The sequence below is a fragment of the Ramlibacter sp. JJN2-2R genome, from assembly GCF_057747835.1.
On record NZ_CM173226.1, the window covers coordinates 2,576,588 to 2,601,737 of the forward strand.

16 protein-coding genes are annotated in these 25,150 nt (G+C 70.9%); 13 read left to right on the forward strand and 3 right to left on the reverse strand.

The window, feature by feature from the left end; translation table 11 throughout:
• Both boxC and AC3ANR_RS12580 read right to left on the reverse strand, forming a co-directional pair.
• On the reverse strand, positions 1-1,692 hold the full coding sequence (boxC, locus tag AC3ANR_RS12575; RefSeq protein ID WP_488288449.1) for a 2,3-epoxybenzoyl-CoA dihydrolase: 1,692 nt from the start codon (positions 1,690-1,692) through the stop codon (positions 1-3).
• The gene (locus AC3ANR_RS12580; RefSeq protein ID WP_488288450.1) at positions 1,689-2,582 is read right to left on the reverse strand and encodes a helix-turn-helix transcriptional regulator; all 894 of its coding nucleotides are present in this window, start codon (positions 2,580-2,582) and stop codon (positions 1,689-1,691) included. The genes boxC and AC3ANR_RS12580 overlap by 4 nt, the downstream gene beginning before the upstream one ends.
• A gap of 139 nt (positions 2,583-2,721) precedes the next feature.
• On the opposite strand from AC3ANR_RS12580, the gene AC3ANR_RS12585 reads away from it, so the two are divergent.
• The 13 genes from AC3ANR_RS12585 to glgA all read left to right on the forward strand — a co-directional run bounded on the left by AC3ANR_RS12585 (position 2,722) and on the right by glgA (position 24,216).
• A complete protein-coding gene (locus tag AC3ANR_RS12585) occupies positions 2,722-3,192 on the forward strand; it encodes a flavodoxin domain-containing protein (protein WP_488288451.1) in 471 nt (156 codons plus the stop codon).
• A 139-nt stretch (positions 3,193-3,331) separates the two neighbouring features.
• Entirely contained in the window at positions 3,332-4,906 is a 1,575-nt protein-coding gene (locus tag AC3ANR_RS12590; RefSeq protein WP_488288452.1) for a benzoate-CoA ligase family protein, read from the forward strand.
• Positions 4,907-4,993: 87 nt separating this feature from the next.
• Positions 4,994-6,181 carry an ABC transporter substrate-binding protein gene (locus tag AC3ANR_RS12595; protein ID WP_488288453.1) on the forward strand — a complete coding sequence of 396 codons (1,188 nt, stop codon included), beginning with the start codon at positions 4,994-4,996 and terminating at the stop codon, positions 6,179-6,181.
• A gap of 64 nt (positions 6,182-6,245) precedes the next feature.
• Positions 6,246-7,109 (forward strand): branched-chain amino acid ABC transporter permease, encoded by an 864-nt coding sequence (locus AC3ANR_RS12600; RefSeq protein ID WP_488288454.1) that lies wholly within the window; start codon positions 6,246-6,248, stop codon positions 7,107-7,109.
• Positions 7,106-8,104, forward strand: a complete 999-nt coding sequence (locus tag AC3ANR_RS12605; RefSeq protein ID WP_488288455.1) for a branched-chain amino acid ABC transporter permease — start codon at positions 7,106-7,108, stop codon at positions 8,102-8,104. The genes AC3ANR_RS12600 and AC3ANR_RS12605 overlap by 4 nt, the downstream gene beginning before the upstream one ends.
• Positions 8,097-8,849 carry an ABC transporter ATP-binding protein gene (locus AC3ANR_RS12610; RefSeq protein ID WP_488288456.1) on the forward strand — a complete coding sequence of 251 codons (753 nt, stop codon included), beginning with the start codon at positions 8,097-8,099 and terminating at the stop codon, positions 8,847-8,849. Before AC3ANR_RS12605 ends, AC3ANR_RS12610 begins: the two co-directional genes overlap by 8 nt.
• A 1-nt stretch (position 8,850) precedes the next feature.
• A complete protein-coding gene (locus tag AC3ANR_RS12615; protein WP_488288457.1) occupies positions 8,851-9,567 on the forward strand; it encodes an ABC transporter ATP-binding protein in 717 nt (238 codons plus the stop codon).
• 902 nt (positions 9,568-10,469) lie between these two features.
• Complete coding sequence (gene glgB, locus AC3ANR_RS12620) at positions 10,470-12,407, forward strand: 1,4-alpha-glucan branching protein GlgB (RefSeq protein ID WP_488288458.1); 1,938 nt, start codon at positions 10,470-10,472, stop codon at positions 12,405-12,407.
• A complete protein-coding gene (locus AC3ANR_RS12625; protein WP_488288459.1) occupies positions 12,404-13,693 on the forward strand; it encodes a glucose-1-phosphate adenylyltransferase in 1,290 nt (429 codons plus the stop codon). Before glgB ends, AC3ANR_RS12625 begins: the two co-directional genes overlap by 4 nt.
• The gene (glgX, locus tag AC3ANR_RS12630; RefSeq protein ID WP_488288460.1) at positions 13,690-15,852 is read left to right on the forward strand and encodes a glycogen debranching protein GlgX; all 2,163 of its coding nucleotides are present in this window, start codon (positions 13,690-13,692) and stop codon (positions 15,850-15,852) included. The genes AC3ANR_RS12625 and glgX overlap by 4 nt, the downstream gene beginning before the upstream one ends.
• The gene (gene treZ, locus AC3ANR_RS12635) at positions 15,849-17,705 is read left to right on the forward strand and encodes a malto-oligosyltrehalose trehalohydrolase (RefSeq protein ID WP_488288461.1); all 1,857 of its coding nucleotides are present in this window, start codon (positions 15,849-15,851) and stop codon (positions 17,703-17,705) included. Before glgX ends, treZ begins: the two co-directional genes overlap by 4 nt.
• The gene (locus tag AC3ANR_RS12640; RefSeq protein ID WP_488288462.1) at positions 17,702-22,753 is read left to right on the forward strand and encodes a malto-oligosyltrehalose synthase; all 5,052 of its coding nucleotides are present in this window, start codon (positions 17,702-17,704) and stop codon (positions 22,751-22,753) included. The genes treZ and AC3ANR_RS12640 overlap by 4 nt, the downstream gene beginning before the upstream one ends.
• Positions 22,750-24,216: a glycogen synthase GlgA gene (gene glgA / locus AC3ANR_RS12645; protein ID WP_488288463.1), complete on the forward strand. Its 1,467-nt coding sequence runs from the start codon at positions 22,750-22,752 to the stop codon at positions 24,214-24,216. The genes AC3ANR_RS12640 and glgA overlap by 4 nt, the downstream gene beginning before the upstream one ends.
• Here glgA and AC3ANR_RS12650 read toward each other — a convergent pair.
• Positions 24,213-25,130: a LysR substrate-binding domain-containing protein gene (locus tag AC3ANR_RS12650; protein WP_488288464.1), complete on the reverse strand. Its 918-nt coding sequence runs from the start codon at positions 25,128-25,130 to the stop codon at positions 24,213-24,215. The genes glgA and AC3ANR_RS12650 overlap by 4 nt on opposite strands.
• Positions 25,131-25,150: the final 20 nt, after the last annotated feature.

Below are 25,150 nucleotides of genomic sequence, written 5' to 3' on the forward strand. Positions count from 1 at the left end.
TCAGACGCGCTTCCAGTCGAATTTCGCCTTCTTGCCGGTGCCGAACAGCTTCAGCGCACCGTCCTCGCCCACCGCGTTGGGCCGGATGAAGATCCAGTTCTGCCAGGCCGACAGGCGCCCGAAGACGCGCGTCTCCATCGTCTCGCGGCCGGGGAAGCGCAGCGATGCCTCCATGCCGGTCAGGGCATCGGGCGACAGCGACGCCCGCTCCTCGAGCATCAGGCGGATCTCGTCGTCCCAGTCGATGTCGTCGGGGGTCAGCGTCACCAGGCCCAGGCCCAGCGCCTGGTCGGCGCGCAGCGGGCTGTCGCCCAGGCCGCGCAGCTGCTCGATCGTGCCGGCGTCCTCGCAGAAGCGGGTCTGCAGGCGCGTGAGGCCGTTGACCTCCGGATAGCGGCCGAAGTTGGCGGCCGACAGCTGCAGCGCCGGGGCGGCATCGGGCGCATCGGGCAGGTCCAGCATGTAGCTGCGGTCGCAGGCCAGCGCCAGCTCGTAGAAGGTGCCGGCGAAGCACGAGCCCTGGTCCACCAGCGCGATCAGCGAACGGCTGGTCACGTCCAGGCGGGCCAGCGTGCGGCGCAGCAGGCCGGTGGTCTCGCGCACCAGCCAGTGGTCGCGGTGCTGCTCGAGCACGGCGTCGGCCTGCAGCACGCGCTGCGCGTCGCCGCGCGTCTTGAGCACCCAGGTGCCGACCTCCAGCTCGTTGGTGCGCAGGTTCAGGATGGCGTCGTCGAGCTCGCGTGCCAGCTTCAGCGGCCACCAGGCGGCGCCCGCGGCCACGATCGCGTCCGGCGTGGACTCGATGGCGGCGGCCGGCGCGTGGACCGTCAGCGTCGCGATGCGCGCGGCGCGGTCGACCTGCACGTCCACCGTGCCGTAGTGGTAGCCCTGTTCGTCGATGCGAGCGCCCAGGGGCGCCAGCTCCACGCCCTGCGGCGGGCCGTTGCGGGTGGACTGCGCGCGCAGCGCCTCCACTTCCGAGGCCACCAGCTGCGGGAACTGCTGCGGCTTGGCGAAGCCGTCGATCAGCTTCCAGTCGCGGGCGCGGTCGGCGCGCACGCCTTCGCTGGTGGTGCAGAAGATGTCGGCCAGGTCGCGCCGCACCTTGCGCTTGTCGGTCACGCGCGTGAGGCCGCCGGTGCCGGGCAGCACGCCCAGCAGCGGCACCTCGGGCAGGCTCACGGTCGAGGAGCGGTCGTCGACCATCACGATGCGGTCGCAGGCCAGCGCCAGCTCGTAGCCGCCGCCGGCGCAGGCGCCGGTGACGGCGGCGACCGACTTCAGGCCTTCGTGGCGCGAGGAATCCTCCAGGCCGTTGCGGGTCTCGTTGGTGAACTTGCAGAAGTTCACCTTCCAGGCATGCGTGGACAGGCCCAGCATGTAGATGTTGGCGCCCGAGCACCAGATGCGGTCCTTGCCGGACTCGAACACCACCACCTTGACGCCCGGATGCTCGAACCGCACGCGGTTGAGCGCGTCGTGCAGCTCGATGTCCACGCCCAGGTCGTACGAGTTCAGCTTGAGCTTGTAGCCCGGCTTGATGCCGCCGTCCTCGTCGATGTCCAGCTTCAGCCGCGCGACGTCGCCGTCGACGGTCAGCTGCCAGTGGCGGTACTTCGAGGGGTGGGTCTCGAAACGCACCAGCTCGCGGTCGCCCTGCTGGAACAGCAGCGGCTCGGTCATGGCGTTCATGCGGTCTCCTTGTGTCGGGTGGTCAGGCCCGGAACGGCGCGCTCCAGGTCCTTGAGCGATTGCTTGACGCTGCGCGCGGCGGTGTCCACCACGGCGTCGGCGCGCGCATACAGGGGCTCGCGGCTGGCCAGGATGCGGCGAAGGTCTTCCATCGCCTCCTGGGTCGCGCCGCGGGTCGTGTCGAAGGGCCGCATGTCGCCCTGGGCGACGACGCGGCTCATGTGCTCCTCGGGGCTGGCCTTGAGCCAGACGCAATAGAAGCGGCTTTGCAGCAGGTCGAACGTCTCGCGCTCGCTCACGATGCTGCCCCCGGTGGTCATCACCACGCCGTCGGCATGGTCCTCGGCGATGCGGAACAGCGCACGGCGCTCGTAGCGGCGGTAGCCGGCCTGCCCGTGCAGCAGCAGGATCTCGTTCATGCTCGTGCCGGCCTCGCGCTCGATCTCGCGGTCCAGCTCCACGAAAGGCACGCCGCGCTGCGCGGCCAGCTGCGCGCCGAGCGTCGACTTGCCGGCGCCCCGCAGGCCGATCAGGGCGATGCGCCGGTCGCGCCCCTGCGCGTCACCGAGGCCGAAGGCGCCCGCCAGCAGCGCATAGGCCTGGTCCAGCTGGGTCTCGTCCAGGCGCGCCAGCAGGTTGTGCAGCCTGGCCATCGCCGGGCGCGGCGCGTCCTGCAGCAGCTCCAGGATGCTGATGTTCAGCGCCCGCGCGGCGGCCTCCAGCGAATTGATCGAGACGTTGCCCTTGCCGCTCTCGACGTCGGCGAGGAAGCGCTCGGACAGGCCCGAATCATGGGCCAGCTGCTTGCGCGTCATGCCGCGCCGGGCCCGCCAGGCCCGAACGCGCGCGCCGAGTTCGGCGAGCGTGGCCCTGCTGTCGTTGTCGGTCATCGTCTGCATGCTGCTGCTGCTGCTGGGTGTTTTCGCGTCCGTTTGACGCAGATCAAGATTGCAGTATACTTCCGACGAATCGCATGTCAAGCAGTTTACTGCATGTATCGCCCTTCGACGGGCTCAGGATGACCGGACCATGAAACTCAAGATCCTCGTCGGCACGATGACCAGCACGGCCGACTATGTCGCCCAGGCGATCCAGATGGATTGCGCCGACCTGGTGGACGAGATCGAGGTGGTGCTGATGGACGGACTGGACATCAGCGCGTTCGACGAAAATGCACTTTATCTCATCTGCACCTCGACCTACGGCTCCGGCGACGTGCCGGACAACGCCCGCAACCTGTACGACTCGCTGGAGGCCGCGCCCAAGTACCTGGGCCACGTGCGCTACGGCGTGATCGCGCTGGGCGACCGCACCTACCTGCAGACCTTCTGCTTCGGGGGCAAGAAGTTCGACGAACGCCTGCAGGGGCTGGGCGCGCAGCGCATCGGCGAGGTCTGGTGCCACGACGCCAGCGCCGGCACGATGCCCGAGGAGGAAGGCACGGCCTGGTGCCGCCAGTGGCTGACGCAGGCGCTGGCCCCCGAGCGCGCGGCGGCCTGAAGCGCAAGGCACCCGTCGCACACACGTCATGCCGGCCCCGGCCGGCGTCCGGCGACGGCGGTGGCGCACCACCGCAAGGGGGCGCGGGTCGAACCCGCGCCGACGTGGTTGGCAAGACGACAACGAGGAGACACCGGCCATGCGCCTGAGCCACGCCGACCACAGCACCAGCCCGCCGCGGGTGGAGATCCCGCGCGACTACAACGCCGCGCACGACCTGCTCGAGCGCAACGCCACGCGGCACGCCAAGCCCGCGTTCATCGACGCGGCCACCGGGGCGCAGCTCACCTACGGCCAGTTGCGCGAACAGTCGCAGCGGCTGGCCAACGCGATCCGCGAGCGCGGCATCCGGCCCGAGACGCGCGTGCTCGTCGCGATGCTGGACACGCCGGAGTGGCCGGTGGTGTTCCTCGGCTGCATCCTGGCCGGCGTCGTGCCGGTGGCGGTGAACACGCTGCTCACCACGCCCGACTTCGAGTTCATGCTGCGCGACTCGCGGGCGCAGGCGCTGTTCGTCTCGAAGCCGCTGCTGCCGGCGTTCGAACCCCTGATCGGCGAGGTCTCGACGCTCGACCACGTGTTCGTCGGCGGTGACGACGGCCCGCGCTCGGTCGCCGCCCTCGTGGCCGGCGGCAGCGACCGGCACGACGTCGCCAGCACCTGCTGCGACGATGCGTGCTTCTGGCTGTATTCGAGCGGCTCGACCGGCGCGCCCAAGGGCACGGTGCACCTGCACGGCCACCTGGTGCAGACCGCGGAGCTGTACGGCCGCGCGGTGCTGGGCATCCGCGAGAGCGATGTCGTCTTCTCGGCGGCCAAGCTGTTCTTCGCCTACGGCCTGGGCAACGCCCTCACCTTCCCCATGAGCGTGGGCGCCACCACGGTGCTGCACCCGGCGCGCGCCACGCCCGCCGACGTGTTCCGCATCCTCACGGCGTACCGGCCGACCATCTTCTATGGCGTGCCGACGCTGTACGCGGGCCTGCTCGCGGACGGCGAGCGGCCCGGCAAGTCGGCGCTGGCGCTGCGCGTGTGCACCAGCGCGGGCGAGGCGCTGCCCGCCGACATCGGCAAGCGCTGGACCGGCGAGTACGGCTGCGAGATCCTGGACGGCATCGGCTCGACCGAGATGCTGCACATCTTCCTGTCGAACCGCCCGGGGAAGGTGCGCTACGGCACCACCGGGCAGGCGGTCCCGGGCTACGAGCTGCGCATCGTGGGCGACGACGGCCGCGAGTGCGGCACGGGCGAGATCGGCGAGCTGCAGATCCGCGGCCCGAGCTCGGCCCTGATGTACTGGAACAACCGCGCCAAGACCAAGTCGACCTTCTGCGGCGAATGGACGCGCAGCGGCGACAAGTACACGCGCGACGCCGACGGCTACTACACCTACGGCGGGCGCAGCGACGACATGCTCAAGGTCGGCGGCATCTACGTGTCGCCCTTCGAGGTCGAGGCCTCGCTGATGACGCATCCGGCCGTGCTCGAGGCGGCGGTGATCGGCGTCGCCGACGCCGACCAGCTGGTCAAGCCCAAGGCCTACGTGGTGCTCAAGCCCGGGCAGCAGGCCGGCGAAGCGGACCTGCAGCGGCACGTGAAGTCGCAGCTGGCGCCCTACAAGTACCCGCGCTGGATCGCCTTCGTGCCCGACCTGCCCAAGACCGCCACCGGCAAGATCCAGCGCTTCAAGCTGCGCGCGGCGCAGGCACGCTGAGCACGCCCATCCGGGTAAGCCATGGTGCGCCGCAGCGCGACCTTTGGTAAAAAACTTGAAGCTTCAACGAATGCAAACGGAGACCCCATGACCACCCGCCGCCTCGTCCTCTCCCGCAGTGCCGCCGTCGTCGGCGCCGCGTCCGTCGGGCTGCTGCTGCCCGAGATCGCGCGCGCCCAGTCCAACAAGGTGCGCGTCGGGTTCATGCTGCCCTACACCGGCACGTTCGCGCAGCTGGGCGTGGCCATCGAGAACGGCGTGCGCATGGCCATCGCCGAGAAGGGCGGCAAGCTGGGCGGCCGCGACATCGAGTGGTTCAAGGTCGACGACGAGTCCGAGCCGTCCAAGGGCGTGGAGAACGCCAACCGCCTGGTGCAGCGCGACAAGGTCGACGTGCTGATCGGCACCGTGCACTCGGGCGTGCAGATGGGCATCCAGCGCGTGGCGCGCGAGTCCGGCGTGCTGAACCTGATCCCCAACGCCGGCGTGCACGCCGCCACCCGGGCCCTGTGCGCGCCCAACGTGTTCCGCACCTCCTTCACCAACAGCCAGCCGACGCTGGCCCTGGGCAAGCCGATGGTGGACAAGGGCCTGAAGAAGGCCGTCTGGATCACCTGGAAGTACGCCGCGGGCGACGAGGCGTTCGAAGGCTTCAAGGAAAGCTACACCAAGGCCGGCGGCACCATCGTCAAGGAACTGGGCCTGCCGTTCCCGAACGTGGAGTTCCAGGCGCTGCTCACCGAGATCGCCTCGCTCAAGCCCGACGCCGTGGCGTGCTTCTTTGCCGGCGGCGGCGCGGCCAAGTTCATCCGCGACTACGCCGCCGCGGGCCTGAAGGACAAGATCCCGCTGTGGGGCTCGGGCTTCCTCACCGAGGGCGTGCTGCAGGCCGCCGGCCCCGCCGCCGAGGGCATCATGACGACCATGCACTACAGCGACTCGCTGGAGACCAGGCGCAACGAGCAGTTCCGCCTCGAATACGCCAAGACCTTCCGCATGCAGCCCGACGTGTACGCGGTGCAGGGCTACGACACCGGGCTGCTGCTCGCGCAGGGCATGGCCGCGGTCAAGGGCGACATCGGCAACAAGCAGGCCCTGTACAAGGCCCTGGAGACGCAGACCATCGACAGCCCGCGCGGCAAGTGGACGATGAGCAAGTCGCACAACCCGGTGCAGGACATCTACCTGCGCCGCGTCGAGAAGGGCGAGAACAAGGTGATCGGCGTGGCGGCCAAGGCACTGGCCGATTCCGGCGCCGGCTGCAAGATGGCCTGAGGCACACTCTTCGCTCTTCCCTCTGGGAGGTCCCTGGCCTCCCATTTTTTTGCCTGCTCGCGCGATGGACTTCGCCAATTTCCTCATCCAGCTGCTCAACAGCGTCCAGTACGGTCTGCTGCTGTTCATGCTGGCCGCCGGCCTGACCCTGATCTTCGGGATCATGGGCGTGGTCAACCTCGCCCACGGCAGCTTCTACATGCTGGGCGCCTACCTGGCCTGGTGGCTGTCGTCCCGCACCGGCAGCCTGCCGCTGGCCATCGCCGGCGGCGCCGTGCTGGCCGTGCTGTTCGGGCTGGTGCTCGAACGCCTGCTGTTCCGGCACTTCTACCGGCGCGACCACCTCGACCAGGTGCTGCTCACGTTCGGCCTGATCTACGTGTTCGAGGAGGCGCGCTCCATCCTCTGGGGCGACGACGTGCACGGCGTCGCGATCCCGGCCGCGCTCTCGGCCTCGGTGCCGCTGACCGACACGCTGTCGTATCCGGTCTACCGCCTGTTCATGTCCGGCGTGTGCATCGCGCTGGCGATCGGGCTGTACCTGCTGATCTCCAGGACCCGCCTGGGCATGAAGATCCGCGCCGGCGCCTTCAACCACGACATGGCCGAGGCGCTGGGCATCAACATCAAGCGCATCCATGCCGTGGTGTTCGCCCTGGGCGTGGGCCTGGCCGCGGTGGCCGGCATGATCGCCGCGCCGATCGCCAGCGTCTACCCGAACATGGGCTCGCAGGTGCTGATCATGTGCTTCGTGGTGGTGGTCATCGGCGGCATCGGATCGGTGCGCGGCGCGCTCATCGCCGCGCTGCTGGTCGGCGCGGTCGACACGTTCGGCAAGGTGTTGCTGCCGCAGGTGTCCGGCATGCTCGTCTACGTGCTCATGGCCGCCGTGCTGCTGTGGAAACCCGAAGGCCTGTTCAAGCAATGAGCGCCACCAAATCGCACCTCGAGGTGCTGCCCCGCAGCCTGCAGGTCCTGCTGGCCCTGGGCCTGGTCGCCCTGGCCGCCTTCCCGTTCGTGGGCAGCGACTTCTATGCCCAGATGGTCGCCCGCATGATGATCCTGGCCATCTTTGCGATGAGCCTGGACCTGCTGCAGGGCGTCACGGGCCTGGTCTCGCTCGGCCACGCGGCGTTCTTCGGCCTGGCCGGCTACGCCCTCGCCTTCCTCACCCCGCAGGCCGAGGCCGCGTCGCTGTGGTGGACGCTGCCGGCCGCGATGGGCGCAGCCGGGCTGGCGGCGCTGGTGATCGGCTTCTTCGTCGTCCGCACGCACGGCATCTACTTCATCATGGTGACGATGGCGTTCGCGCAGATGCTGTTCTTCCTGTTCTTCGACAACAAGGTGCTGGGCGGCTCCGACGGCCTGTACATCAATTTCAAGCCGAATGCCGCGCTGTTCGACCTGGAGGACAAGCGCGTCTTCTACTTCTTCACCCTCGCCTGCCTGGTGGCCGTGTACGCGTTCCTGCGCCGGCTGCTGTGGAGCCCGTTCGGCCGCGTGCTCGCGGGCATCCGCGTCAACGAGCACCGCATGCGCGCGCTGGGCTACGGCACGTTCCGGTACAAGCTCGCCGCCTTCACGCTCGCGGGGGCGCTGGCGGGGCTGGCCGGCTACCTGTGGGCCGCGCAGACCGGCTTCGTGAACCCGGAGCTGATGGGGTTCCACATGAGCGCGCACGCCATCATGATGGTCATCCTGGGCGGCATGGGCAATTTCGCCGGGGCCATCGTCGGCGCCTTCGCCTTCGAGTACCTGCTGCACCTGTTCAAGGACCTGCCGCAGGTCGGCACGTTCGACGCCGGCAAGCACTGGCAGCTGTGGATGGGCCTGTTCATCGTGGCGGTGGTCGCCTTCGCGCCGCGCGGGCTGCTGGGCGCGGTCGCGCGCCTGGCCCGCGGCAAGGAGCACAGCGATGGCTGACGAGGTGCTGCTCTCCGCCAAGAAGCTGACCAAGCGCTTCGGCGGCCTGGCCGCCGTCAACGATGTCTCCGTCGACCTCTGGCGCGGCCGCATCCATGCCGTGATCGGCCCCAACGGCGCCGGCAAGTCGACCCTGACCAACCTGCTCTCGGGCGACCTGCCGCCCACCAGCGGCACCATCCACCTGGGCGGCGACGACGTCACGGGCCGCCAGCCCGAGCGGATCTCGCGCGCGGGCCTGGGCCGCAGCTACCAGAAGACCAACATCTTCCTGCCGTTCACCGTCTGGGAGAACGTGCGGCTGGCGGCGCAGTCGCGCGCGCAGCACCCGGCCCGCTGGCTGCGGCGCGCCACCGCGTTCGCCGCCACCAATGCAGCGGCCGAACAGGCGCTCGAGCTGGCCGGCCTGGCATCGCGCCGCGACGCCGTCGCCGGCACCATCAGCCACGGCGAGCAGCGCCAGCTGGAGATCGCGATGACGCTCGCCACGGCGCCGCAGGTGCTGCTGCTCGACGAGCCGCTGGCCGGCATGGGCACGGCCGAAGCCGAGCGCATGGTCGCCCTGCTGCATCGCCTGAAGGACCGCCACGCCATCCTGCTCGTGGAGCACGACATGGACGCGGTGTTCGCGCTCGCCGATCGCCTGACGGTGATGGTCAACGGGCAGGTCATCGCCAGCGGCACGCCCGTCGAGATCCGCAACGACGCCGGCGTGCAGGCGGCCTACCTGGGCGAGGAACACTGACATGGCCGGCGAACTCCTCATCGATGCCCGCGGGCTGCACACGTACTACGGCCAGAGCCACATCCTGCGCGGCGTCGACTTCCAGGTCGGGCGCGGCGAGACCGTCGGCCTGATGGGCCGCAACGGCATGGGCAAGAGCACGCTGCTCAAGACCCTGATGGGCCTGGTCAAGCCGCGCGGCGGCACCGTGCAGGTCATGGGCCGCGACATGACCGGCCGGGCGCCGTACGAGATCGCCCAGCTCGGCGTCGCCTACGTGCCCGAGGGCCGCGGCATCTTCGGCAACCTGAGCGTGGTCGAGAACCTGAAGATGGCGGCCCGCGCCGGCACGCGCGGCCAGCGCGACTGGACCTACGACCGGGTGCTCGCGACCTTCCCGCGCCTGTCCGAGCGGCTGGCGCACGGCGGCCAGCAACTCTCCGGCGGCGAGCAGCAGATGCTGACCATCGGCCGCGCGCTGATGACCAACCCCGACGTGCTCATCCTCGACGAGGCGACCGAAGGACTGGCGCCGCTGGTCGCGCGCGAGATCTGGCGCATCTGCGGCCTGATCCGCGAGTCCGGCATCTCGACCGTCATCGTCGACAAGAACTGGAAGCACGTCACCCAGCTCACCAGCCGCAACCTCATCCTCGTCAAGGGCGAGGTCGTGTTCAGCGGCACGTCGGACGAGCTGCGGTCGCGGCCCGAGGTGTTGACGCAGCACCTGGGGGTTTGATCGCGCCTGGGACTGCCGGCCGAGGTCCTTCTCGCGCGCTTGACCGTCGCCTGCGCGGTGCATGAGCCAAGCCGGCTGGCACCGGGGGTGCGCGGCAGGCGGCGCCTGGCAGGGCCTCATCCCCTTTTGTCTCCGCTTCGCTGACGCTCGCTCCGATGCCCTGCCGGCAAAAGCCAAATCGGCCCCGCCAGGCACCGCCTGCCGCGTGGGGACCTTGCGCCTGATCAGGCAGTTCGGGGCCCGGAACGCGCGGCGCGCCAGGTTCAGCCAGATCCAGCGGTGCCAGTGCCAGTGCCAGTGCCAGTGCCAGGTGCCAGGTGCCAGGTGCCAGGTGCCAGGTGCCAGTGCAAGTGCAAGTGCAAGTGCAAGTGCAAGTGCAAGTGCAAGTGCCAGTGCCAGTGCCAGTGCCAGTGCCAGTGCCAGTGCCAGTGCCAGTGCCAGTGCCAGTGCCAGGCCCCAGCTGCGCACCTGCCGGTCCAAGCACGCTGCTGCTCGGCGGCAGGGGGTTGACGGCGGGGGTGATTTTTGTGGAAGCCTCGCGGAGCGGCACGCGAGCGGGGTGGTACAGCATGAACCCCCGCCGGCAGCCCCCTGCCGCCGCGCACCGCCGCCCAACCCGGCCATAGCTCAGCGGCCCCGCGGAGTGTTGAAGGGCAACCCCAACCCTGCTCCCACCCGCTGAGCTAATGCCCATCAGCACTTCCCACGGCTGAGTCAGGAAGTCAGCCGACTTCCCGCACTGCCCCGCGACTTCTTCTTCCTGCCGAGCTACCGACCTGCCCGGCTTGACGTCGGCGAAATCGGCGCCCGTCTGTAGGTGCCCGCCTACGGTGTTTCTGCGGGGCTTCCTTCATCCTGATGGGGCCAACCGATCGAGAATTTTTGTTCACGCAAGTTACGACATGACGCCTGCTTCCACGCACCCGGCCGACGCTTCGAACGCCGCCGCATCCGCGCTCCGGCAGGCACCCCGGCCCAGCCACCACTTCCGCCAGTTCGACGTGATGGGCGCCCATCCCGACGGCAGCGGCACGCGCTTCACGGTGTGGGCGCCGAACGCGCGCAGCGTGTGCGTGGCCGGCACCTTCAACGGCTGGCACGGCGAGCCGCTGCAGCGGCTCGAGGACGGCAGCGGCCTGTGGCACGGGCGCGTCGAAGGCGCGCGCGCCGGCGACTTCTACAAGTACCGCATCCAGGGCGCGCACGGCGGCTGGATGGACAAGGCGGACCCGTACGCCTTCCGCTGCGAGCACCCGCCCGGCACGGCTTCCCAGATCTGGGACCTGTCGCACGCCTGGGGCGATCGCGACTGGATGGCGCAGCGCGGCGAGCGCCAGTCGCACCGCCAGCCGATGTCCATCTACGAGGTGCACCTGGGTTCGTGGCAGCGCGAGGAAGACGGGCGCGTGCTCAATTACCGCGACATGGCCGTCCGCCTGGCGTCGCACTGCCGCACCATGGGCTTCACGCACGTGGAGCTGATGCCGGTGGCCGAGCATCCGTTCTACGGCTCCTGGGGCTACCAGACCACCGGCTACTACGCGCCGACGTCGCGCTACGGCACCCCGCAGGACCTGATGGTGCTGGTGGACACGCTGCACCAGCACGGCATCGGCGTGATCCTGGACTGGGTCGGCTCGCACTTCCCCTCGGATCCGCACGCGCTGGCCGATTTCGACGGCACCGCGCTGTACGAGCACGCCGACCCGCGCCTGGGGTTCCATCCGCAGTGGAACAGCCTGATCTTCAACTACGGCCGCTACGAGGTCCGCGACTTCCTGATCTCCAACGCGCTGTTCTGGCTGGAGAAGTACCACTTCGACGGCCTGCGCGTCGACGCCGTGGCCTCGATGCTGTACCTGGACTTCGCGCGCGAGCCGGGCGAGTGGATCCCGAACCAGTACGGCGGCAACCAGAACCTGGAGGCCGTGCGCTTCCTGCAGGACCTCAACAGCGCCGTCTACGCGCAGTTCCCCGACGTCCACATGATCGCCGAGGAGTCGACCGCCTGGGCGGGCGTCTCGCGCCCGGTGCACCACGGCGGCCTGGGCTTCGGCATGAAGTGGAACATGGGCTGGATGAACGACACGCTGCGCTACATGGCGCGGCCGCACTTCTACCGGCACTGGCACGGCGACGACATCCGCTTTTCCTCCGTCTACGCGTTCAACGAGAACTTCGTCCTGCCGCTGTCGCACGACGAGGTGGTCTACGGCAAGGGCAGCTTGCTGTGCAAGCAACCGGGCGACGAGTGGCAGCGCTTCGCGGGCCTGCGCGGGCTGTACGGCCTGATGTGGACGCACCCGGGCAAGAAGCTGCTGTTCATGGGCGGCGAGTTCGCCCAGGTGCAGGAATGGCACCACGAGCGCACGCTCGACTGGCACCTGTGGGCGCGTCCGCTGCATGCGGGCGTCGCGCGCTGGGTCTGCGACCTGAACGCGGCGTACCGGCAGGTGCCGGCGCTGCACGTGAACGATTTCGACCACGAGGGCTTTGCCTGGCTGCCGGTGGAGACGCCACAGCCGCAGACGGTGCTCGCGTTCGTGCGGCGCGGCGCGCCCGGCGACGCGCTGGCCGTGGCGATCGTGAACATGACCCCGGAGCCGCGCCAGGCGCTGCGGCTCGGACTGCCCCATGCCGGCACGTGGCACGAGTTGCTCAACAGCGACGCGACGTACTACGGCGGCAGCGGCATGGGCAACCTCGGACGCGTTCACGCGGACGACTCACCGCTGGGCGGCCTGCCCGCCAGCGCTTCGCTGACCTTGCCACCCCTGGCCACCCTGGTGCTCGTCGACCGACCGAGCGACGCACTTTCCTCTGGAGGAGTTCCCCGATGACCGCCCACCGCAACGTCCTGGCCTTCGTGATGGCCGGCGGCGAAGGCTCGCGCCTGCACCCGCTGAGCGCCAACCGCTGCAAGCCCGCCGTGCCGTTCAACGGCAAGCACCGGATCGTCGACTTCGTGCTGTCGAACCTGGTGAACTCGGAGATCTACTCGATCTACCTGCTGGTGCAGTACAAGTCGCAGTCGCTCATCGAGCACGTGCGCCAGACCTGGACGATGGCGCGGTTCATGCCGCAGCACTTCATCACCTGCGTGCCCCCGCAGATGACCAACGGCCCCGAGTGGTTCCAGGGCACGGCCGACGCCGTGTACCAGAACATCCACCTGATCGAGAGCATGAAGCCCGACATCGTGGCGGTGTTCGGCGCCGACCACATCTACCGCATGGACGTGCGGCAGATGATCGACTTCCACATCCAGAGCGGCGCCGCGGCCAGCGTGGCCACGCTGCCGGTGCGCCTGTCGCAGTGCGACCAGTTCGGCATCGTCGAGATCGACGACAGCAACCGCATCACGGACTTCATGGAAAAGCCCAGCACCGCGCGGCCGATGCCGGGCAGCAACACGCATGCCCTGGCCTCGATGGGCAACTACATCTTCAACGCCGACGTGCTGCTGGAGCAGCTGCACAAGATGAAGGAGAACGGCACCAGCGACTTCGGCAAGCACATCCTGCCGTCGATGGTGAAGAGCCACAAGCTGGTGGCCTACGACTTCGATACCAACCACATCCCCGGCACGGAACCGTACGAGGAGCACGGCTACTGGCGCGACGTCGGCACGATCGACGCGTACTTCGAGGCCCACTTCGACACCCTGGGCGCGGCGCCCAAGTTCCGCATGACCAACGCCAAGTGGCCGATCTACGCCAGCCCCGACCAGGCCGAGTCGGCCCAGATCGAGAACGGCGTGATCAACCGCTCGGTCGTCGGCTCCGGCAGCATCGTCGACGGCGCGGCCCTCGACCACGCCATGCTGCGCCGCTCGGTCATCGTCGACCGCGGCGCGCGCCTGGAGCACTGCATCGTGATGGAGCGCTCGCGCATCGGCCGCGGCGCCCAGGTGCACCGCGCCATCATCGACCAGGACAACGACGTGCCGGCCGGCGAGCGCATCGGGCTGGACCTCGAGCACGACCGCCGCCGCTTCCACGTCACGCCCAGCGGCATCGTGGTCGTGCCGGCCGGCTACTTCCGCCCCGGCGTTCGGCACGCGGCCATGCCGGCGGCGCGCCCGGCGCTTCGCACCGGCAAGGGCCGGCTGGAGGTGGTTGCATGACGGCGGCGGCCGTCGCCACGTCCGCCCCGACTCCCCACGAAGCCCTGCTGCCGGACCATTGCGAGCCCGGCCGCCCCTGGCCGCTCGGCGCCACGCTCGCCGAGGGCGGCGTCAACTTCGCCGTCTATTCCAGCGTGGCGCAGAAGGTCGAGCTGTGCCTGTTCGACCGCACCGGCACGCGGGAAGTCCGGCGGCTGCAACTGCCCGGCCACACCGACGACGTCTGGCACGGCTTCGTGCGCGGGCTGCCCGCCGGCACCCGGTACGGGCTGCGCGTGCACGGGCCCTACCAGCCGCACGAGGGCCTGCGCTGCAACCCCAACAAGCTGCTGCTCGACCCGTACGCGAAGGCCCTCGACCGGCCGTTGCGCGGCGGCGCCTGGCAGTACGCCTATACCCTAGGCGGCCCGGCGCGCGACCTGGCCATGGACACCGCCGACAACGCGGCCGGCGCGGCCAAGTGCGTGGTGCTCGACCCGGGCTTCGACTGGGGCGACGACCGCCGCCCGGACATCCCCCTGGCCGACACGGTGTTCTACGAAGTGCACGTGCGGGGGTTCACCAAGCTGATGGACGACGTGCCGCACGGCCTGCGCGGCACGTTCGCCGGCCTGGCCAGCGAGCCGGCCATCGCCCACCTCAAGCGCCTGGGCGTCACCTCGGTCGAGCTGCTGCCCGTGCACGCGTTCAACGACGAGCGCCGCCTGATCGACCTGGGGCTGGCCAACTACTGGGGCTACAACACCGTCGCGTTCTTCGCGCCGGAGCCGCGCTATTGCGCGGGCAACGACGCCAACGACTTCAAGCGCATGGTCAAGGCGCTGCACGCGGCCGGCCTCGAAGTGATCCTGGACGTGGTCTACAACCACAGCTGCGAGGGCAACCACCTGGGCCCGACGCTGTTCCTCAAGGGCATCGACAACCCGGCCTACTACCGGCTGGTGCCCGAGGACCGGCGCTACTACGCCGACGTCACCGGCACCGGCAACACGCTGGACATCAGCCATCCGGCCACGCTGCGGCTGATGATGGACAGCCTGCGCTACTGGGTGCAGGAGATGCACGTCGACGGCTTCCGCTTCGACCTCGCGCCCGCGGTGGCGCGCAACGGCCAGTACGAGTTCGACCACCGCTCGCCGTTCCTCGCCGCGGTGGCGCAGGACCCCGTGCTGCGCCAGGTCAAGCTCGTCGCCGAGCCCTGGGACATCGGCGACAACGGCTACCAGGTCGGCGGCTTTCCGCCGGGCTGGTCCGAATGGAACGGCCGCTACCGCGACTCGGTGCGTGACTTCTGGCGCGGCACCGACGGCGCCGTGCAGGAGTTCGCCGCCCGCCTGGCCGGCTCGGCCGACATCTTCGGCCCGTCGCGGCGCCTGCCGTCGGCCAGCGTCAACCTGGTCACGGTGCACGACGGCTTCACGCTCAACGACCTGGTCAGCTACAACGACAAGCACAACGAGGCCAACGCCGAGGACAACCGCGACGGCGAGAGCCACAACCGCAGCTGGAACTGCGGCGCCGAGGGCGAGACCGACGACGAGGACGTGCTCGCGCTGCGCGAGCGCCAGAAGCGCAACTTCCTGGCCACCCTGTTCGTCTCGCGCGGCGTGCCGCTGCTGCTGGGCGGCGACGAGATGAGCCGCACCCAGGGCGGCAACAACAACGCCTACTGCCAGGACAACCCGGTGAGCTGGTTCGACTGGAGCCAGGAGCGCCGGGCCGACCCGCTGATCGCGTTCACGCAGGAGATGATCGCGCTGCGGCGCGAGCTGCCGGTGCTGCGCGACAACCGCTGGCCCACCGGCCAGCCGGACGAGGAGGATCGGCGCGACCTGGCCTGGTACAGCGTGTGGGGCCTGCCGATGACCGAGGAGGAGTGGACCAATCCCTCGGTGCGCTGCATCGCCGCCCTGTTCGACGGCCGCTTCACGCCCCTGGACGGGGAGCCCAGTCCCAGCGTGCTGCTGCTGTTCAACGCCTCCGACGAGGCCGTGATCTTCACCCTGCCCGAGGCCGCCGGCGTCGAGGAGTGGCGCGTGCGCGTGGACACCGGCCAGGGCCACTTCTCGCACCAGGAAGCCGAGCGCGTGCAGCCGCAGGCCAAGATCGAGCTGGAGTCGCACGCGATGGCGGTGCTGGTGGAAGGACGGGCGCCATGAGGTGCGAGCACATGATGCGCTTCGGCGCGACCCTGCGGCCCGAGGGCGGCACCGACTTCCGCCTGTGGGCGCCCGCCGCCGCCCAGCTGGAACTGGCGCTGTACGACAAGCCCGGCGCCGCGGCGCGGCTGCTGCCGGCCACCCAGGAGGCCGGCGGCTGGTGGTCCTGCCATGTCGGCGACGCCGGCGCCGGCACGCTCTACCACTGGCGCATCGACGGCGAACTGCCGGTGCCCGATCCGGCCTCGCGCCACAACCCGCTCGGCGTGCACCAGCCCAGTTGCGTGGTGGATCCGCTCGCCTTCGAATGGGACGAGGGCTGGACCGGCCGGCCCTGGCACGAGGTCGTGCTCTACGAAATGCACGTGGGCGCCTTCACGGCCGAGGGCACCTTCGCGGCGGCCGCGCGCCGCCTGCCCGAGCTGGCCGCCCTGGGCATCACGGCGGTGGAGCTGATGCCGCTGTCCGCGTTCCCGGGCCGCTTCGGCTGGGGCTACGACGGCGTGCTGCCGTTCGCGCCGCACGCGCCCTATGGCACCCCGGAGGACCTCAAGCGCTTCGTCCAGGAGGCGCACCGCCTCGGGCTGATGGTGTTCCTCGACGTGGTCTACAACCACTTCGGCCCGGAGGGCAACTACCTGCACCGCTACGCCCCGGCGTTCTTCTCGCGCACGCGCCACAGCCCCTGGGGCGCGGCGCTCAACTTCGACGGCCAGGACAGCCACTGCGTGCGCGACTTCTTCATCCACAACGCGCTGTACTGGACCACCGAGTACCGCTTCGACGGGCTGCGGCTGGACGCGGTGCACGCCGTGGCCGACGACAGCCGGCCCGACATCCTCGAGGAGCTGTCCGCCCGCGTGCGGGCCGCCACGGCGGGCCGCCACGTGCACCTGGTGCTCGAGAACGAGAACAACCACCACGACCGGCTGGCGACGTCGCCGCAGGCGGGGCGCTACGACGCCCAGTGGAACGACGACTTCCACCACGCGCTGCACGTCACGCTGACCGGCGAGACCCAGGGCTACTACCACGACTACGGCCCCACGCCGGACGCGGCCCCCATCGACCTGCTGGCGCGCTGCCTGACGCACGGCATGCTGTTCGAGGACAGCCCCCGCAAGCCGGGCGGTGCCCGGGAGACGCCGAAGCCCGCGCCGCCGATCCCGCTGTCGGCGCTGGTGAACTTCGCGCACAACCACGACCAGGTGGGCAACCGTGCCTTCGGCGAGCGGCTGGCCGTCCTGGCCGGCCCCGACGCCGCGCCGCTCGCCACGCTGCTCGCGCTGCTCACGCCCGCGATTCCGCTGCTGTTCCTTGGCGAGGAGTTCGGCAGCACGCATCCGTGGCTGTACTTCGCCGACTGGCAGGGCGACCTGCGCAAGGCGGTGCAGGAAGGCCGCAAGCGCGAATTCGGCCACGCGACCCGGACCGTGGACGGCCGCCCCCTGCCCTTGCCGGACCCGTGCAGCGCCGCCACCTTCGAGGCGAGCCGGCCGAACGGGACCGAGCGCGCCAGCGAGCGCGGCCAGCAATGGCTGTCGATGGTGCAGGCCGCCCTCGCCGCGCGCGCGCGCTGGATCACCCCGCGCCAGCAGCAGCTGCTCACCGGCCAGCACACGTCGCAGCGCGTCGGCGACCGCGGCATCGCGGTGCAATGGCGCTACGCGGACGGGCAGGTGCTCGCGCTGGAGGTCAATCTCGGCCCCGAGCCGGTCCTCGCGCAGCCGCAACGCATGGGCCCCGTGGAGACCCAGGAGGTGTTCCGCCACCGCTGGCCCGAGGACACGCCGGCCGGCACCTGGCCGGCCTGGTCCGCGCGCTGGCGCCTCGGCCCCGAGATCACCCTATGAGCGACGAACGCGACTGGCACGAGCTTGCGCGGCAGGCCGAACGCCACGGCGTGGCGCTGCGGTACCACAGCTTCTGGGGCGAGGACAAGGAAGTGCCCCCGCCCGTGCTCGAGCGGGCTCTGGCGAGCATGGGGCTGCGCGACGCGCCCCCGCCCGAGGAGACCGGGCTGCCACCGGTGTACGTCACCAACGAAGGCGAGCCCGTGCGCATCGCGTGGCGCGGCGGTCCCGCGGCTGCCACCTGGCACCTCGCGCCCGAACATGCCTCGCTCCAGGGCCACACCGGCCCGGTCGAGCGCCAGGGCGACGAATCGGCGGTGGTGCTGCCCGCGTCCCTGGGCACCGGGTACTGGCAGCTGACGCTCGAGGGCGACCCCGAGGCCATGTGCCTGGTGGTCATCTCGCCGCGCCGCTGCTGGGCGCCCGCCGCGCTGCTGGAAGGCGAGCGCTGGTGGGGCTGCACGGTGCAGCTGTACGCACTGCGGTCCTCGCGCAACTGGGGCATCGGCGACTTCGGCGACCTGCGCCGGCTGGTGGACACCGCCGCGCGCCAGGGCGCTTCCTTCATCGGCCTGTCGCCGCTGCATGCGCTGTTCCCGCACCGCCCCGAGGTGGCGAGTCCCTACAGCCCCTCGAGCCGCACGGCGCTCAACCCGGTCTACCTGGACGTGCAGGCGCTGGCCGAGCTGTCCGGCTGCGACGAGGCCCGCCGCAAGCTGCACGCCGAGGACTTCCAGGACCGCCTGCGCCGGCTGCGCGAGGCCGAACTGGTGGACTATCCCGCCGTCGCGGCGGCCAAGGACGAGATGCTGGCCATCCTGTGGCGGCACTTCGAGCAGCACGAGCTGCACCCCAGCCGCTCGCAGGGCTCGCACTTCACCCGCTTCATGCGCGAGCGCGAGCACACGCTCGGCCAGCACGCGCTGTTCGAGGCGCTGCAGGCCCACCTGTTCGCCGCCGACGCCAACGTCTGGGGCTGGCCGGCCTGGCCCGAGGAGTACAGGGACCCGCAAGGCCCCGCGGTGCAGGAGTTCCGCCGCACCCACGCTTCGGCCATCCAGTACCGCTTCTGGCTGCAGTGGCTGGCGGAGCTGCAGCTGGAGTCGGTGCAGCGCTACGCCAAGAGCCGCGGCATGGGCCTGGGCCTGTACTGCGACCTGGCCGTCGGCGTGAACGAGGGCGGCGCCGAGACCTGGGTGCAGCCGTCGCTGTACGCGCTGGGCATGCACGTGGGCGCGCCGCCCGATCCGCTCAATGCCCTCGGGCAGGACTGGGGGCTGCCGCCACTCAATCCGGTGCAGCTGCGCGCGGCGCGCTACAAGCCGTTCGTCGAGACGCTGCGCGCCAACATGCGCAACAGCGGCGCGCTGCGCATGGACCACGTGATGGCCCTGATGCGGCTGTTCTGGACCAGCGAGCACGGCGGCACCTACGTCACCTACCCGCTGCACGACCTGCTGGGCATCCTGGCGCTGGAGAGCCACCGCCACCACTGCCTGGTGATCGGCGAGGACCTGGGCAACGTCGCGCCGGCCATGCGCGAGGCCATGCGCGAGCGCTGCCTGCTGTCGTACCGGCCGCTGCTGTTCGAGCGCACGGACGACGGCAGCTTCCGCCCGCCGGGCGAGTGGCAGCCGCAGGCCCTGGCGGTGGTCAGCACGCACGACCTGCCGACGCTGCGCGGCTTCTGGCTCGGCGAGGACCTCGAGCTGCTGGGCAAGCTCGCCCTCTACCCCGACGAGCACGCGCGCGAGCAGGCCGTGATCGCCCGCGCGCAGGACCGCGCCCGCCTGCTGCTCGCGCTGCAGCACCAGGGCCTGCTGCCGCCCGACGCGAGCGCGCAGGCCACCTCGGTGCCCGATGCGACGCCCGCGCTGGTGGCCTCGGTCTATGCGTACCTGGCCCGCACGCCCTGCTGGCTGGTCGGCGTGCAACTGGAGGACGTGACCGCGCAGCTGCTGCAGGTGAACGTGCCGGGCACCACCGAGGACCAGTTCCCGAACTGGCGGCGCAAGATCGCCGTCGCGGTGGAAGACCTCGCCAGCGACGAGCGCTTCGCCGCCGTGGCCGCCGTGCTGCGGGCCGACCGCAACGGCCCGGCGCCCGAGACGGCGCCGCCGGAGCTGCCGGACCTGGAGACGGCGCGCATTCCGGTGGCCACCTACCGCGTGCAGTTCCACGAGGGCTGCCGGTTCGCCGACGTGACCGAGGCGGTGCCCTACCTGCACGCCCTGGGCATCAGCCACCTGTACAGCAGCCCCTACCTGCGCGCGCGGCCCGGCAGCACGCACGGCTACGACATCATCGACCACACCGCCCTCAATCCCGAGGTGGGCGAAGAGCGCGAGTTCGAGCGCATGTGCCGGGCGCTGCGCCGCCACGGCATGGGCCAGATGCTGGACCTGGTGCCCAACCACATGGGCGTGCTGGAGGCCGACAACGCCTGGTGGCTCGAGGTGCTGGAGCACGGGCAGGCCTCGGCGCATGCCCAGACCTTCGACATCGAGTGGTCCCCCGCCGCGCCCGAGATGGCCGGACGGGTGCTGCTGCCGGTGCTGGGCGACCATTACGGCCGCGTGCTGGAGTCCGGCGAACTGCAGCTGCACTTCACCCCCGAGACGGGCGAGTTCGGCCTGCGCTACTGGGACCACCGGTTCCCGATCGACCCGGCCACCTACCCGGACATCCTGGCCGTGCTGCCGGCCCCGCCGGCGCAGGACGAGAGCGAGAGCGACAGCCACGCGGTCGTCGCCTCGGTGCTCGCCTCGTTCGAGCGGCTGCCGCCGCGCGACAGCGCCGAGGAGGACCAGCGGCGCGCGCGCGTGCGCGACGCCGCCGTCTACAAGCGCAACCTGGCGCGCCTGGTCGCGCGCAACGACTGGCTCGCGCACTGGATCGACAGCTGCGTGCAGCGCTTCAACGGCCAGCCCGGCGACCCGGCCAGCTTCGACCTGCTGGACAAGCTGGTCGCCCGGCAGGCGTACCGGCTGGCGGACTGGCACGTGGCCAGCGACGACGTCAACTACCGCCGCTTCTTCGACGTCAACACGCTCGCCGCCCTGCGCATGGAGCGCCCGGAGGTGTTCGAGGCCACGCACGCCCGCGTGCTGCAGTGGCTGCAGGACGGCCACCTGGACGCGCTGCGCATCGACCACCCCGACGGCCTGTCGGACCCGCAGCAGTACTTCCACCGGCTGCAGGCCCGCTTCGCGCGCCAGGCCGAGGTGGCGGGCCGCGAGCCGCGCGCGCTGTACCTGGTCGTCGAGAAGATCCTGGCCGAGCACGAGCCGCTGTCGCACCTGTGGCCGGTGCACGGCGACACCGGCTACCGCTTCGCGACGCTGGTCAACAGCCTGTTCGTCGACACGCGCCAGGTCGGCGCGCTCGACCACGCGTACCGCCAGTTCACCGGCGAGCACGAGGACTTCGCCGAGATCGCCTACCAGTGCAAGCGGCTGATCATCGGCAGCCTGCTGTTCTCCGAACTGAACTGGCTGGTGGAGGCGATCTACCGCGTCACGCGCGCCAACCGGCGCCGCTGCGACTTCACCCGCAACCGGCTGCGGCTCGCGCTGGCGGAGATCGCCGCCGGCTTCCCGGTGTACCGCACCTACCTGCGCGTGGGCGAGACGCCCAGCCCGGCCGACCGCCGCCACATCGACTGGGCCGTCGCCTCGGCCAAGCGGCGGCTGGGCGGCTCCGAGGCCGGCGTGCTGGACCACGTGCGCGAGGTGCTGCTCGGCGAGGGCGAGGCGGCCGACGTGCCACCCGAGCAGCGCGCGCGCTTCCTGGCGCGCTGGCAGCAGTTCACGGCGCCCGTGATGGCCAAGGCGGTCGAGGACACGGCCTTCTACCGCTACCTGCGCCTGAGCTCGCTGAACGAGGTCGGGGGCGAGCCGGCCAGCTACGGCATCTCGGTGGCGGCCTTCCACGGCTCGAACCAGTCGCGCTCGCGCCACCGCCCGCACTGCCTGCTGGCCACCTCGACCCACGACAGCAAGCGCGGCGAGGACACGCGCGCCCGCATCGACGTGCTGTCCGAGGCCCCGCAGCTGTGGAACGAGGCCCTGCAGCGCTGGGCGGGCTGGGCCGAGATGTACCTGGGCGACACCGACACCGGCCCGGCGCCCTCGCGCAACGACATCTGGCTGCTGTTCCAGACCCTGGTGGGCATCTGGCCGGCGCAGCTGCCGCACGCGCAGGAGCGCGAGGACCTGCGTCGACGCGTGCAGGACTACATGCGCAAGGCGGTGCGCGAGGCCAAGCGGCACACCAGCTGGGTGTGCCCGAACGAGGCCTACGAGGACGCGCTGGCGCGCTACGTCGACGCCGTGCTGCGCCCGGGCCAGCCCAACCCCTTCGTCGACGAGCTGCAGCGGTTCACCGCGCGGCTGGCCCCCTGGGGCTTCCGCAACAGCCTGGCGCAGGTCGCGCTCAAGCTGACGGTGCCGGGCGTGCCCGACATCTACCAGGGCTGCGAGCAGTGGAACTTCAGCCTGGTCGACCCCGACAACCGCCGGCCGGTGGATTTCGGCCGGCTCGCCCGCTCGCTGGCGGACCTGCAGGCCCAGTGCCGCGACGGCATCGCGCCGCCGCCGCTGTGGTCGCAGCTGCACGAGCACGCGGCGGACGGCCGCATCAAGCAGCTGGTGACGTGGCGGCTGCTGCAGCTGCGCCAGCAGGCGCCCGAGCTGTTCCGCGACGGCGCCTACGTCCCACTGCCGGTGGAGGGGCCCGCGGGCGAGCACGCGATCGCGTTCGCGCGCGTGCTCGAACGCAAGGCCGTGATCGTGGTCGCCGCCCGCCTGGCCTGGACGCTGTGCGGCGGCGAGGAAGCGAACTGGGGTCCCGCCCTGTGGGCCGACACCCAGCTGCGCGCCGCCGAAGTGGCGCCGCTGCGCAAGTGGAAGACCTGGCGCCACTGGCTCACCGGCCAGTTGCTGGAGGTGCCCGACGACGGCCGGCCGTTCGGCCTGGAGCCGGTGTTCGCCGGCGCCGCGGGCCTGCCCTTCGCGGTGCTCGTGGCCGACGCCGAGGGCGGCCCATGAACATCCTGTTCGCCACGCCGGAGTGCGCCCCCTACGTCAAGACGGGCGGGCTCGGCGACGTGAGCGGCGCCCTGCCGGCCGCCTTGGCCGCGCTCGGCCACGACGTGCGCGTGCTGCTGCCCGCCTATCGCGGCATGAAGGTCAGCGGCGAAGTGGGCGACGGCGTGGACCTGCCGGCCACCGGCCCCTGGCCCGCCGCGCAGCTGCTGCCCGTGCGCACCGAGTCCGGCGTCACGCTGCTGCTGCTCGCCTGCCCGTCGCTCTACCAGCGGCCGGGCGGCCCGTATGTCGATGGCTCGGGCGTCGACTACCACGACAACGTGATGCGGTTCGGCTTCTTCAGCCGCGTCGCGGCGCTGCTGGGCACGTCGGACAGCCCGCTGGCCGACTGGCGGGCCGACGTCGTGCATGCCAACGACTGGCCCGCCGCCCTGGCGCCGCTGTACCTGGCGCAGGCCCGCGCGGCGGGGACGGCGGCACGCGTGGCGGCCAGCGTGATCACGATCCACAACATGGCCTACCAGGGCCTGTTCCCGATGGACAACGCCGACCTGCTGGGCATCCCCGGCCCCTGGCGCGGCCTGGACGGCGTGGAGTTCTGGGGCCAGCTGTCCATGCTCAAGGCCGGCCTGCAGTTCGCCGACGCGATCACGACCGTGAGCCCGACCTACGCGCGCGAGATCCAGACGCCCGAATTCGGCGCCGGCCTGGACGGCGTGCTGCGGGAACATGCCGGCCGCCTCACCGGCATCCTGAACGGCATCGACACGGCCAGCTGGAACCCCGCGCACGATCCGCTGCTGCTGCACCGCTTCAGCGCCACCGACCTGGCCGGCAAGGCGAGCAACAAGGCGGCGCTGCAGAAGCAGCTGGGCCTGCGCGTCGATCCCAAGGCCATGCTGTTCGGGGTGGTGAGCCGGCTGACGCCGCAAAAGGGCATCGACCTCGTGCTGCAGAACCTGCAGGCGCTGCTGGCCGGGGGCGGCCAGCTGGCGGTGCTGGGCATGGGCGACGCGTCGCTGCAGCAGGCGCTGGCGGCGGCGGCCAGCCAGTCGCCACAGGCAGTGCACGTCACCGCGGGCTTCAACGAGCAGCTCGCGCATCGCATCGAGGCGGCGGCCGACTGCTTCCTCATGCCGTCGCGGTTCGAGCCCTGCGGGCTGAACCAGATGTACAGCCAGGCCTACGGCACGCCGCCGCTGGTGTCCAACACCGGCGGCCTGGCCGACTCCGTGCGCGACGCCACTGCCGACCCCGCGGGCGGCACCGGGTTCGTCATGCGCAGCGCCGATGCCGCGGGCTTCGCCGAGGCGCTGCAGCGGGCCCGCCACGCGTTCCGCGACCGGCCGACCTGGCGCCGCATCCAGGTCAACGGCATGCGGCAATCGTTCGGCTGGGAAGCCAGCGCGCAGCACTACGTCGACGTCTACCGGCGGGCGCTGGCCGCGGCCGGCCCGGCCTAGGGACAGGACATCGACAGCGTCTCGGCGGTGACGTGCTCGCCGAGGTAGTCGAGGAACCGCCGCACCGCGGGCACCATGCCGCGGCGCGACGAGAACACCGCGTGCATCACGCCCACGCGCGGCGCCCAGCCGGGCAGCGGCGACTCGAGCCGGCCCTCGCGCAACTCGCGCGTGCACAGGTAATCGGGCAGCACGGTCATCCCCGTGCCCTCCAGCACCGCGTACTTCAGCGCCACCATGTCGTCGGCCGTGTACACGGGCCGGTGCTGCAGCTCGAACTCGCGGCCGCCGGGGCCGCGCAACACCCAGCTCGCCCGGCCGTCGACGGCCGACATCGCCAGCGTCGGGAGGCGCTGCAGGTCCTCGACGTCCTTCGGCCGGCCCACGCGCTCCAGCAGCGCCGGGCTGGCCAGCAGCAGCCCGCGCGACTCGCCCAGGTTCTTGACCACCAGGCTGGCGCTGTCGTCCAGCGTCGGGCGCACGCGCAGCGCCACGTCCACGCCTTCCTGCACCACGTCGACCACGCGGTTGCTGACCTGCATCTCGATGCGCACCGTGGGATAGCGGCGCAGGAACGCGGGGATGAGTGGCCCGATCGTGGTCTGCGCCAGCGTGACCGGGCAGGTGATGCGGATGGTGCCGCGCGGCTCGTCGTGCACCAGCGCGACGGCCTCCTCCGCGGCATCGGCTTGCTCGCGCATCGCCACGCAATGCCGGTGGAACGCCTGGCCCGCTTCGGTCAGTGACAGCTTGCGGGTCGTGCGCTGCAGCAGGCGTACGCCCAGCCTGGCCTCCAGCTCGGCCACGCGGCGCGAGAGGCGGGATTTGGGGATGCCCAGGGCGCGCCCGGCGGCGGCGAAACCGCCGCGGTCGACCACCTCGGCGAAATACAGCATGTCGTTCAAGTCGTGCATGGATCGTCCTGCCTTTGGAA